The organism is Pseudonocardia charpentierae, from assembly GCF_031845345.1.
GTDB classification, from domain to species: Bacteria; Actinomycetota; Actinomycetes; order Mycobacteriales; family Pseudonocardiaceae; genus Pseudonocardia; species Pseudonocardia charpentierae.
In genome coordinates, this window is record NZ_JAVREJ010000002.1 from 1 (window position 1) to 11,589 (window position 11,589).

At 74.8% G+C, this 11,589-nt stretch carries 11 protein-coding genes; 7 read left to right on the forward strand and 4 right to left on the reverse strand.

The genetic code is table 11. From position 1 onward, the window contains the following. Window positions 1-572: glutaminyl-peptide cyclotransferase (locus RM445_RS02940; protein ID WP_311554401.1), on the reverse strand; the 572-nt coding region annotated here is incomplete at its 3' end. 27 nt (window positions 573-599) lie between these two features. Between RM445_RS02940 and RM445_RS02945 the strand changes: the two genes are divergently transcribed. The 5 genes from RM445_RS02945 to RM445_RS02965 all read left to right on the forward strand — a co-directional run bounded on the left by RM445_RS02945 (window position 600) and on the right by RM445_RS02965 (window position 7,382). Beyond that, on the forward strand, window positions 600-1,370 hold the full coding sequence (locus RM445_RS02945) for a DUF3027 domain-containing protein (protein ID WP_311554402.1): 771 nt from the start codon (window positions 600-602) through the stop codon (window positions 1,368-1,370). Beyond that, a complete protein-coding gene (locus RM445_RS02950) occupies window positions 1,367-4,306 on the forward strand; it encodes a sacsin N-terminal ATP-binding-like domain-containing protein (RefSeq protein WP_311554403.1) in 2,940 nt (979 codons plus the stop codon). The genes RM445_RS02945 and RM445_RS02950 overlap by 4 nt, the downstream gene beginning before the upstream one ends. Window positions 4,307-4,354: 48 nt before the next feature. Further along, complete coding sequence (gene mshA / locus RM445_RS02955; protein ID WP_311554404.1) at window positions 4,355-5,728, forward strand: D-inositol-3-phosphate glycosyltransferase; 1,374 nt, start codon at window positions 4,355-4,357, stop codon at window positions 5,726-5,728. Continuing rightward, the gene (locus RM445_RS02960) at window positions 5,725-6,204 is read left to right on the forward strand and encodes a type III secretion system chaperone family protein (protein WP_311554405.1); all 480 of its coding nucleotides are present in this window, start codon (window positions 5,725-5,727) and stop codon (window positions 6,202-6,204) included. The genes mshA and RM445_RS02960 overlap by 4 nt, the downstream gene beginning before the upstream one ends. A 221-nt stretch (window positions 6,205-6,425) precedes the next feature. Beyond that, window positions 6,426-7,382, forward strand: a complete 957-nt coding sequence (locus RM445_RS02965) for a DUF4349 domain-containing protein (RefSeq protein ID WP_311554407.1) — start codon at window positions 6,426-6,428, stop codon at window positions 7,380-7,382. A gap of 246 nt (window positions 7,383-7,628) precedes the next feature. On the opposite strand, the gene RM445_RS02970 is transcribed toward RM445_RS02965, so the two are convergent. After that, window positions 7,629-8,219 (reverse strand): hypothetical protein, encoded by a 591-nt coding sequence (locus RM445_RS02970; protein ID WP_311554408.1) that lies wholly within the window; start codon window positions 8,217-8,219, stop codon window positions 7,629-7,631. 112 nt (window positions 8,220-8,331) lie between these two features. Between RM445_RS02970 and RM445_RS02975 the strand changes: the two genes are divergently transcribed. Beyond that, the gene (locus tag RM445_RS02975) at window positions 8,332-9,030 is read left to right on the forward strand and encodes an Ntn hydrolase family protein (protein WP_311554409.1); all 699 of its coding nucleotides are present in this window, start codon (window positions 8,332-8,334) and stop codon (window positions 9,028-9,030) included. A gap of 29 nt (window positions 9,031-9,059) precedes the next feature. Further along, the gene (locus tag RM445_RS02980) at window positions 9,060-9,845 is read left to right on the forward strand and encodes a GntR family transcriptional regulator (RefSeq protein WP_311554410.1); all 786 of its coding nucleotides are present in this window, start codon (window positions 9,060-9,062) and stop codon (window positions 9,843-9,845) included. Window positions 9,846-9,849: 4 nt separating this feature from the next. On the opposite strand, the gene RM445_RS02985 is transcribed toward RM445_RS02980, so the two are convergent. Together RM445_RS02985 and RM445_RS02990 are read right to left on the reverse strand one after the other, a co-directional pair. Continuing rightward, entirely contained in the window at window positions 9,850-10,806 is a 957-nt protein-coding gene (locus RM445_RS02985) for a sensor histidine kinase (protein WP_311554411.1), read from the reverse strand. Between the two features lie 176 nt (window positions 10,807-10,982). Continuing rightward, complete coding sequence (locus RM445_RS02990) at window positions 10,983-11,489, reverse strand: VOC family protein (protein WP_311554412.1); 507 nt, start codon at window positions 11,487-11,489, stop codon at window positions 10,983-10,985. Between the last annotated feature and the right edge of the window lie 100 nt (window positions 11,490-11,589).

An 11,589-nucleotide genomic window follows, 5' to 3' on the forward strand; every position in this document is an offset into this window, starting at 1 on the left:
CCGTCGTGTCCATTGGACGGCTCGCCGTCGTGTCCATTGGACGGCTCGCCGTCGTGTCCATTGGACGGCTCGCCGTCGTGTCCATTGGACGGCTCGCCGTCGTGTCCATTGGACGGCTCGCCGTCGTCGTCGCACAGCCCCCACCCCTCGCCCTGGATCGGGACCTCGCGGCGCAGCGTTAGCGTCGCGCGGTCCCACTCGAGCACGACGCCGTCCTGCCAGGTCAGCTGCCAGATCCGGTCGCCCACCACCGTGATGCCCTCGCCGAACAGCTCGCCGGGCAGCGGCACGGATCGCAGGACGGCGCCGGTGTCGGGGTTCAGTTCGCGCAGCTGGGAGCGGCCCTCCAGGCCGGTGCCCTCGTAGAGGACGCCGTCGTCGATCTCGAACCCCTGGGTGAACGCCGAAGGGTCGTGCGGGAGCTCGGCGAGCACCTCCGGGCGGAGCGTGGGCACCGTCGGCGGGGCGGTCGTCGGCCCGGATTCAGCGGGTGCGGCCGCACCGCAGCCGGCGACGGTGAGCAGGACTGCGGTGAGCAGTGCCCGCACCGTGCGGGCCGGGCTTCCGGTCACGGTCGGGAAGGGTGGCACAATCGCCCGGTGGGTGCCCCAACGAGTCCGTCCCGTCTGGTCGAGGCCGTCGAGCAGGCGCGCGAGGCCGCCGTCGCCGATGCCGCCGTGGACATGGGTGTCACGGTTGCGGCGGATGCGGTCGGCGAGCATCTCGAGGCACGGATCGAAGACGACGCCGTCACCCACTTCTTCTCCGCACAGCACGGCGGTTACCGGGGCTGGCGCTGGTCGGTGACGCTGGCCTGCGCTGACGACGAGTCGCCGATCACGGTCAGCGAGGTCGTGCTCCTGCCGGGGCCGGACGCGGTGACCGCGCCGGCGTGGGTGCCCTGGCACGAGCGGGTGCGGCCCGGCGACCTGGGCGTCGGCGACCTGCTGCCCAGCCCGTCCGACGACCCGCGCCTCGTCCCCGCCTACGTCGCCTCGGACGATCCTGCCGTGGAGGACCTCGCCCGCGAGGTCGGCCTCGGCCGCAGGACCGTGCTGAGCCGTGAGGGTCGCGACGCCGCCACGGAGCGCTGGTACGGCGGCGAGCACGGCCCGGGCGCCGACATCGCCCGTTCCGCTCCCGCGCACTGCGGCACCTGCGGGTTCCTGCTGCCGCTGGCCGGCGCGCTGCGCGGCGCCTTCGGGGTCTGCGCCAACGCCTACTCGCCCGCTGACGGCGAGGTGGTGGCGGTGGAGTTCGGCTGCGGCGCGCACTCGGACGTCGTGTACGAGCCGGTGTCCCCGGTCGCGGTCGCCGAGCTGGTGTACGACGACGGTGTCGAGCTGGAGCCCGCTGGCGCCACGACGTGACGCGCGTCGACGACCCGTTCGACACCGCGACACTGCGGGCGGGCGTCCTCGCCGCCTGGGCCGACTCGCCCACCCGCTTCCGGGAAGACGCGAACGCCGAGGAGGACCTGCGGCTCGGCGGCTACGCCGACACCTGGTGCGTGGAGCTGGCGCAGAACGCGGCCGACGCCGCGCGGGCTGCCGGCGTCCCGGGACGTCTGCGGATCACCGTCGAGGGCGGCGAGCTGCGGGTCGCGAACACCGGCGCGCCGCTGGAGGCCGCGGGTGTCACCGCGCTCGCCGCGCTGCGTGCGTCGGCGAAGCGGGACGACGCGGGGTCGGTCGGGCGGTTCGGCGTCGGGTTCGCCGCGGTGCTCGCGCTGTCGGACGCCCCTCGGGTCGTGTCCGTGAACGGCGGGGTCGCCTTCTCGGCCTCGGCGACCGCGGAGGCCGTGCGCGAGCTGTCCGGCCCGGCCGCAGAGCTGGTTCGCCGCGAGGGGCAGCTCCCCGTGCTGCGCCTGGTGTGGCCGACGAGCGCGGACGAGCCGCCGCTGCCGGACGGGTACGCCACGGAGGTCCGCCTGCCGCTGCGCCCGGACGTCGATCCCGGAGCGCTGCTGGCGGCGGCGACCGCCGGTGCTCCGGACCTCCTGCTCGCGCTCCCGGATCTCGTCGAGATCACCGTGGGCGACGTGCGCGTCGACGCCGCTGCTGTCGGCAGTGCCGTGGAGATCGGCACGGCGGGCGGTGCGGTGCGGCGCTGGCTGCTGGCCCGCGTAACCGCGGACGGCGCGGCGGACTCCGCCACCGAGCAGCGCGGACGCCTCGTCCGGTCGTTCTGCTGGGCCCTGCCCCTCGACGCGGACGGCCGCCCGGCCCCGCTCGCCGACGACGTCCTGCACGCCCCGACCACCACGGTCGAACGGCTCGGCCTGCCCGCCCGGCTGATCGCGGACGTCCCGCTCGACCCCGACCGCCGCCGCGTCCGCAGCGGGCCGGCGACCGACGCGGTCCTGCACGCCGCCGCCGACGCCTACCTGGATCTCGTCGCGGCGGTCGACCCCGCCGACCGGCTGGCGCTCGTGCCGGTGGCCGGGTTCCCGCGCTCGGAGCTCGACGCCCGGCTGCGGGCGCTGCTGCTCGACGTCCTGCGCGGCGCCGCGTGGTTGCCGGGAGCCGACGGCGATGACGTCGCCCCGCGGGCCGCGACGATCCTGGACCTGCCGGCGCCGGAGCTGCCGGCCCTGCTCGTCGACGTCGTGCCGGGCCTCCTCGCCCCGATTTCCGCGGTACCCGTACGCCCGGAAGGCCACCTTCAGGGCACCACACGCCTGCAAGGTGGCCTTCCTGACACTCCGGGCGCGGCGGCGGTGCTCGCCGAGCTGGGCGTGCACCGCACGGGCCCCGCCGAACTCGCCGACCGGCTCCTTGGCATCCGGCGCCCCGCCGACTGGTGGCGCGCCGTGTACGCGGCGCTCGAGCAGGCCGTCGACACTGTGCCGGGGTTGCGCGACGAGCTGCGCGCGCTGCCCGTCCCGCTCGCCGACGGGCGCACGGTGCGCGGGCCCGCGAGCGTGCTGCTGCCGCTGGGCACCGACGCCGGGCGGGTGGGCGACCTCGCGCTGCCCGGCCTGCACGTCGTCGACCCCGACGCCGTGCACCCGTTGCTGCTCCGGCTCGGTGCCGCGCTCGCCGAGCCCGACGCGCTGCTCGACCACCCGGCCCTGCGCGACGCCGTCGACCGCTCGGTGGACGACGCCGACGCCGGGCTGGACCCGGTGCCGCTGGCCGAGGCCGTGCTCGGGCTGGTGGCCGAGCTGGGCCCGGGGGCCGCGGCGTCCCGCGACTGGCTGTCGGCGCTCGCCCTCACCGACGTCGACGGCGAGCCGGCTCGTGCGGACGAGCTGATGCTGCCCGACGCCGCACTGCGCCCGCTGCTCGCCGACGACGCCCCGCCTGCGGTGCTCGGCACCGCGTGGCAGGAGCGCGCGTCGCGGGAGGTGCTCGTCGCCGTCGGCGTCCTCGACGGGTTCGCGGTCGTCGAGACCGACGCCGCGAGCGCTCCCGATCTCGGCCTGGACGACGTCGACCGGTGGCTCGACGAGCACGACCCGGACGTGGTCGTCGCCGTCCGCGACCTCGACCTGGTGCGCGACGACGCCTGGCCCGCCGCCCTGGCCCTGCTCGCCGGCGAGCCGGAGACCCGCGCCGCCGTGCTCGCTCCCGGCTCGTACACGGCGTGGTGGCTGGCCCGGCACGCCCGCCTGCACGGCCACCGTCCCGGCTTCTGGCGCCTGCCGTCGGCGACGGGCCTCGGGGCCCTGTACGACCCGCTGCCTGTTACCGGCGCCGACGACACCGTGCTCGCCGCCGCCGGGGTGCGCGCCGCGCTCACCGTCACGGATCACCGCGACGCCGCGGACCTGCTCGACCGCCTCGCCGACCCCGACCGTCGACCGGACGTCGCACTCGTCGCCGACGCCCACGCCGCGCTCGCCGCCGCGGTCGTCGAGGGCCGGGTCGACCCCGCGGATCTCGACCCGCCCGAGCGGGTCCGGGTGCTGGACGGATCCGTCGCCGACGTCGCGGACGCCGTGGTCCTCGACCTCCCGGAGCTCGTGGCCGTCCTGCCTGCCGGCGAGGTGGTCGTCGGCGGTGACCCCCGCGCGCTCGCGGACCTCCTCGACCTGCCGACCGCGTCCGAGATCGTGGACGGCGAGGTCGTCGGCACCGGCAGGCCCGTGTCATGGGCCGCGCTGCCCGAGGTGGTCGTGACCTGCCACACCCTCGGAGTCCCGGTCCCCGCCGGCGAGCTGTGGTGCCACGACCGGCTGGAGATCGTGCTGCACCGGCCGGCCTCGGGCCGTCGTCGGGTGCCGACCTGGCGCGCCGGGGATGGTCGCCGCCACGCCGACGACCCGGTGCGTGCCCTGCTCGCGGTGCTCGGCGGCGGCTGAACGGGGGGACGAGACCGGGGCCTGCCGACTGTCCGGACAATTCGTGCGATGTCCCCCGGTCTCGTCTCCCCGGAGTGGCTCGGCGTGGTACCAAGAGTCGTGGTTTCTGGAGTACCGCGGCCCCGCGACGGCGCCGGACGCGTCCGGCGGGTGTGTCTGCTGTCGGTGCACACGTCGCCGCTCGAGCAACCGGGCACGGGCGACGCGGGCGGGATGAACGTCTACGTGGTCCAGACCGCGCTGCGGATGGCCCGCCGCGGCATCGCGGTCGAGATCTTCACGCGGGCGACGTCGTCGGAGCATCAGCCGGTGGTGGAGCTGGCGCCGGGAGTGCTCGTGCGCCACGTCGTCGCAGGCCCGTTCGAAGGCCTGGGCAAGCACGACCTCCCCAGCCAGCTGTGCGCCTTCACCGCGGGGGTGCTGCGCGCCGAGGCCCGCCAGGAGCCCGGCTGGTACGACGTCGTGCACTCGCACTACTGGCTGTCCGGGCAGGTCGGCTGGCTGGCCCGCGACCGCTGGGGCGTGCCGCTCGTGCACACCGCGCACACCCTGGCCCGGGTCAAGAACGCCGCCCTGGCCGAGGGGGACCCGCCCGAGCCCATGGTCCGGGTGATCGGCGAGGACCAGGTCGTCGCCGAGTCGGACCGTCTCGTCTGCAACACCGACATCGAGGCCCGCGAGCTCGTCGACCTCTACGGCGCGGACCCCGCGCGGATCGTCACGATCCCGCCCGGCGTGGACCTCGCCCGCTTCCGGCCGGGCGACCGGGCCGCCGCCCGGACCAGGCTGGGGATCCCTGCGGACGCCGTGGTGCTGGCGTTCGCCGGGCGGATCCAGCCGTTGAAGGCCCCGGACGTGCTCCTGCACGCCGCCGCTGCGTTGCTCGAGCGCGACCCCGCGCTGCGTGCGCGGATGGTGGTGCTCGTGGCGGGCGGACCGTCGGGCAGCGGCCTAGCCGAGCCGACCGGGCTGCAACAGCTCGCCGCCCGCTTGCGGCTCGACGACGTCGTGCGCTTCCTCCCGCCGCAGACCCCGGACGGGCTCGCGACCGTGTTCCGCGCGGCGGACGTCGTGGCGGTGCCGAGCCACAACGAGTCGTTCGGGCTGGTCGCGCTCGAGGCGCAGGCGTGCGGGACACCGGTGGTCGCGACGCGTGTGGGCGGGCTGCCGGTCGCGGTGGCGGACGGGCGGTCCGGCCTGCTCGTCGACGGGCACCGGGCGGGGCCGTGGGCGGACGCGCTGGCCGCGGTCGCCCTGGATCCGGCCCGGCGGGCGGCGCTGTCGTACGAGGCGGTGGCGCACGCGAACCGGTTCTCGTGGGACCGCACGACCGACGCCCTGCTGAGCACCTACGAGGAGGCCGCGGCGGAGTTCGCCCGGCGGCAGGCGGCGGAGCTGCACGCGACGGCGTGGATGTCATGAGCACTCCTGCGAAGGTGCTGGCGGCGGCGCTGGCCGAGCTCGGGGTCGAGCACGAGGAGCGCGATCCGGGCCAGTTCCTGGTCACCCTGCCCGGCACCCGGCGGCTGCGGACCCACTGCTGGCTCGTGGTGCGCGAGCACGCGCTCTTCGTGCAGGCGTTCGTCTGCAGGCGGCCGGACGAGGAGAACGAGGTCGTCTACCGCTTCCTGCTGCAGCGCAATGCCCGCCTGTACGGCGTGCACTACATGCTCGACCGGATCGGCGACATCCACCTCGTCGGCCGCGTCCCGCTCGGGTCGGTGACGACCGAGGAGGTCGACCGGCTGCTGGGACAGGTCCTCGAGGCGGCGGACGGCGACTTCAACACGCTGCTGGAGCTGGGTTTCGCCTCCTCGATCCGCCGCGAGTACGCGTGGCGCACGGAGCGGGGCGAGTCGACGGCGAACCTGGCGGCGTTCGAGCACCTGTTGGGGTGAGGCCCGGCCAGCGCGACCTGCGGGCGACAACGCTCGTCCCGTGGGGCCTTTGGGGCGGGGCGCGGGAGTGCAGCATGGTGGCTTTGCTGCACTCCCACCGCAGCAAAGCCACCATGCTGCGAACCCCGGCGCGCACCCGCGACCGGATCGTGACCTGACCCGGCCAACGCGCCGCGGCACGGCTTCCGTCCTCCCCTCAACGAACCGGCGAGGAGGGCGACGTGCGCGGTGTGCGACGGCGGATTGTGGTGGCGGCGACGGTGGGGGTGGCGTTGCTCGGGGTCTTCGGGGCGGTCGTGGCCCTCGTCGACGGGAGGAGCGGTGACGGCGGCGGGACCTCGTCCTCGGCCGGATCACCGATGATCGCGCCCGCGCCGGAGATCGGCACGGCGGAGGCGCCGAGCGGGGCGGCCGGGAAGAGCGCCGACGACGCTCGCTCCGCCACGAGCCCGGCCGCGCCCCCGGTATCCGGCACCGCGCCCGACACAGCAGCACCCGACCTGGCTGGCCGCGACGTCGTCCGCACGGCCCAGCTCACCGTGCAGGTCGCCGACCTCACCGCCGCCACCCGCGGCGTGCGTACCGCGGTCGCGGCGGCGGGCGGGGTCATCTCCGAGGAGCAGGTCGACAGCACCGGCGCCTGGCTGGTCGTCCGGGTGCCCGCGACCGGCCTGGACCGGCTCGTCGACGACCTGGCCGCGACCGGCACCGTGCTCGGCCGGTCGGGACGGACGGAGGACGCGACCGAGCAGGTCGTCGACCTCGACAGCCGCGTCGCCACGCAGCAGGCCAGCGTCACGCGGGTGCGGGCGCTGCTCGCCCAGGCGACCTCGATCGGCGACATCGTGTCCGTGGAGTCGGAGCTGGCCCGCCGGGAGGCGGATCTCGACTCGTTGCAGCGCCGCCTCGCGACCCTGAAGGACCGGGTCGCTCTCTCCACTCTGACCGTCGAGCTGCGGACCGCCAGCACTCCGGCGCCCGCGGATCCCGCCGGGTTCGGGGCCGGGCTGGGAGCGGGTTGGTCGGGACTGAAGGTCATCGGCTCGGGCCTGGCGACGGCGACCGGGTTCCTGCTCCCGTTCCTGCCGTTGCTCGCGGTGGCCGGGGCCGTGGTGTGGGCGGTGCGCCGCCGAGCGGGGCGGAGGCGGGGTGGCCCGGGTCCTGAGGGGGGAATCTGACCCCGGGCCACCCCGCAGTTCTCCACCCGTCGACCGCGGGATCGGGGGCGTCGCGCGGTCGGCCGGTCGGGCCGCGTGGGGAGCGCGGCCACCTCGGCTGCGGGGGGCACCCCGTCTTGCCGAGGCGGCCACGATGGCATGAACGAAGATCCGCGACAAGATCTCTACGCTGGGCCGATCGGGTGGCCTCAGTCGTCGGGAGGCAACCCTTCCGATGTCCGTGTTCCGTCTCCGCGTCACGCGGGGTCAGCGCGATCGCTGTCGGCGGCCCCGGTCCCGCCGCGGTCCCCGGTCGGCGCCGGCGTGGTGCGCGGGTCGGCGCGGGCGCTGCTCCGGCCAGTCCACGACGAGCTCCTCGCCCGGCCTCAGGGCGGCCCAGCGCTCCTCCGCCTCCCGCAAGGCGCGACTCGCCGCGAGCACCCGGTCCGCGTCGACCGAAGCGCCCGGGAACGTCGAGAGCGCCTCTTGAGCGGCGGCCCGGACCCGCTCCGGCGACGTGACGCCCTGCTCGGCGACCTTCCCGGTGAGCCAGACCATCAGCTCGGCCCGACGCAGCCCGCCGCTCCGCTCGCGCATCGCGGCCTCCGACCGCTCGCGCGCATGCGGCGGCCGCCGTCCGTCGAGGTGCTCCATGCTCGCGAAGACCACACCGGCCGCGACGGCGCCCCAGAAGCCCTCGTGGTCGCCGGTCTCCCGCTCGACGACCAGGTGGCCCAGGTCGTGCGGCAGCCGGGACGTCGCGGTGCCGTCGTACACGCGGTACCGGACCCCGTCCGAGCGCTCGACGACGCTGTAGGACCGGGCTCCGTCGGGGAGGCGGGTAAACGTCACGCGCACCCCTCGACGGTAGGCCGCGACGGCAACCGATTTGTCCGTTGCCGCAGGAGGCGGGATCCGCGGCGTGCCGCCTGCCGCCGTAGTGTGTGCAGTCCCACCAACGGAGGTGCCCGTGACCGTCGTCCTCGCCATGCGCTGTGCGGACGGGTTGGTGCTCGCGGCCGACTCGCAGATCACCGACGCCGACCGCGGCCTGAGCTATCCCGCCCGCAAGCTGCACCACCTCGGCGACCACGCGGCGTGGGGCGGCAGCGGCGCGCGGGCGGTGCTCAGCGAGCTCGAGGGCATGTTCGACGCCAACCCGACGCCGATCGTCGAGGCCTCGGACGTCGGGCACGCGCTGCAGGACGCCGTGGTGCCGGTGCTGCGCAGGCACTACGCCAGCTTCATCCCCGAGATCCCGGGGAAGCCGGCGGGTGGGGCTACGCCTGCGACCTTCGTCCTCGCGGTCGGCTACTCGGGCGACCAGCCGTTCATCGTCGACGTCGACCCGCACGGGCTGATCGGCCGCTACGAGGAGGTCGGCTTCCACGCCATCGGCAGCGGTGCGGCCATGGCCCAGCAGGCCGGCTCGCTGCTCGCGCAGTACCGCATGACCGAGCGCAGCGTGGACCACGGCGTGCTGGCCGCGATGCGGACGCTTGACGCGCTGGATCGCACCTCGCCCAGCATCGGCGGCCCGATGAACGTCTGTCGGATGACCCCGGAGGGCGCCCGTCACCTCGACGAGAAGGAGATCGAGCAGGCGCGCGAGCGGGTGCGCCGGTGGGTCGATCTCGAGCAGCGGGCGTTGGACGAACTGTTCCAGTAAGTGGTGCAGACTGGTCCCGTGAGCGTCCGATGACCACCCGTGTCGACCCGGTCCGGCACGACCGGGCCGGGGCGCACGATCTGGACCGCCGGGGTGCCACCCCGCTGTGGGTCCAGCTGCTCGCGGACCTGCGCCGACGGCTGGCGGCGGGCGAGTTCAGCGTGGCGTTCCCGGGTGAATTGGCGCTCGTCGGCGAGTACCGCGTCAGCCGGCACACGGTCCGGGAGGCCCTGCGCCGCCTGCGCGAAGAGGGGCTCGTCGTCGCCGAGCGCGGGCGGCCGCCGCGGCTGGCGTCGCCGACCGAGATCGCCCAACCGTTGGGCACCCCGTACAGCCTGTTCCAGTCGGTCGAGGCGACCGGGCGGGTGCAGCGCAACGTCGTCCGCACGCTCGACGTCCGGGCGGACGGCGTGGTGGCGGCGCGGCTGGGCCTCGAGGAGTCGACGCCGCTGGTGCACCTGGAGCGGCTGCGCTTCTCCGACGAGGAGCCCCTGGCGATCGACCGGGTGTGGATGCCCGAGCGGCTGGCCGCGCCGCTGCTCGACGTCGACTTCGCCCGCACCGCCCTCTACGACGAGTACGCCACCCGCTGCGGGATCCGCGTCACGGGAGGTCACGAGCACCTGCACGCCGTGGTGCCCGGCGAGGCCGAACGCGAGCTGCTCGGTACCGGGCCGGAGGTGGCGGCGTTCGCGATCGACCGGCTCGGGCTCGCGGGCGCGCAGGCGGTGGAGTGGCGGCACACGCTGGTGCGCGGCGACCGGTTCAGCGTGACGGCGACGTTCTCGCCCGCGCAGGGCTACCGGATGGCGTGACGGCTCAAGGAAGTCGGAAGTAGGCCCGGACTGTCGTCCCGGTGGTGTCGCGGTGGATCCGGACCAGGTCCGCGAGCTGGTGGACGACGTACAGCCCGTGCCCGACGTGCGGCGGTTCCGGCGGACGGCGACCCACCAGGGGGTCCGTGATCCGGCCGCCGTCCTCGACCTGCAGCACGAGGTGGTCGTCCGCCGTCCAGACCTCCAGCACGCCGCGTCCGTTCGGCGAGTGCGTGAGGGTGTTCACGGCCAGTTCCTGCGCGACGAGCCGGACGTCGGTGAGGCGGTCGGCGTCCATCCCGAACATGTGGCCGGCGTCGTGGACGAGGACCCGCGCGGACCGCGCACCGGTCGCAGGCCCGATGACGACGAACTCCGCGTCGCTCGGAACGGGACTCAACGGGGAGTCGAAGGACGCGGCGACCGCGCCGGGGTCGGTGTAGGTGGGGCTGGTCCAGCGCTCGAACGCCGTGGCGAGCATGGGGTGCGTGCGCGTGGCGTCCGTGAGCACGGACGAGGGCAGCTTGGCCGTGTCGTACGGGCACTGGATGTACGCGGGCGACGAGCCGAGGGCGACGTTGATCAGCGCCTCGTGTTCGGCGCAGGCCGGGTACTCCTCGTCCGTCCGGCCCGCCCAGATCGGCTCGCCGACGATCCGGACGCGCCGGTCCGCGTGCTCGCGGACGAAGGCGGTGAGCACGGTGCCGATGATCCGGCCGGGGTTGCGACCGGCGACCGTCATGTCGCGCAGCCGGACGCGCGGCATCTCCTCGGGCGTCAGCGCCGCGCGCAGCAGTTCCAGGTTCCAGCCGGGCACTGCGACGAGAACCGGCTCGTCGCGCTCGAGGCCCTCACGGACGAAGCCGAGTACGCCGGCGACGTACTCGTCGTCGTTCGCGTAGAACAGCGCGTCGTGCTCCAGAGTGCCCAGGGGGCCGCCCTGCTCGGCGGTCGCCGTCACGGCACCGCGTCCTTCGAGCCCATCGGACCTCCTGCGGAGTCGGCGGCGGCCCTGCAGGCCGCGCATTCGGCGGATTCGCAGGCTGGATCCGCTCACGATCGCAACTCACAGTGTAAGCCCTACCAGGACGAACGCCGTCCGGTCTCGCCGAACGGTACGCGAGCCGCGACCGAGGGTTACGACAGCGCTGCTATCGAGACACCGATGCCGCCGGGGGTGTCGGCGCCGTAGCGGGCGATCTCGGCGTCGAGGTCGAGCGGGCTGGTCCGCATGGTGAGGTCGGGCGTGATCAGAGCCGCCGGCACGAGCCAGCTGACCTCGAACTCCAGCCCGTCGGGGTCGCGGGCGTAGAGCGCCTTGGTGGTGCCGTGGTCCGACGCGCCGACGAGAGCGCCGCGCTCAGCCAGCACGGCGGCGACGCGCCGCAGTTCGGCGAGGGTGTCGACCTCCCAGGCGAGGTGGTAGAGCCCGACGGTGCTGCGCCCGGCGCCCGAGGCGCCCGCGGCACCGCCGACCGCGAAGAGGCCCAGGTCGTGGTCGTTGGTCGAGCCCTCGGCCTGCAGGAAAGCTGCACCGGGAAGGGCGGCCTTGACCCGGAAACCGAGCGCCTCGGTGTAGAAGGCGACGCTCGCGTCGACGTCGCGGACGTACAGGACTGCGTGGTTGAGGCGCTGGATGGGCACGGGAACCTCCGATGGTCGTCGTTCGCACCCAGTGTGCCAGGAAAAACGTGGAGCTTCAACTATATCGAGCGTGACGTACATGGTGAACGCCACATGAACG

Coding starts and splice junctions, on each gene's coding strand:
- mshA (WP_311554404.1), top strand. CDS start 4,355: ATGTCCCCCGGTCTCGTCTCCCCGGAGTGGCTCGGCGTGGTACCAAGA.
- RM445_RS02960 (WP_311554405.1), top strand. CDS start 5,725: ATGAGCACTCCTGCGAAGGTGCTGGCGGCGGCGCTGGCCGAGCTCGGG.
- RM445_RS02980 (WP_311554410.1), top strand. CDS start 9,060: ATGACCACCCGTGTCGACCCGGTCCGGCACGACCGGGCCGGGGCGCAC.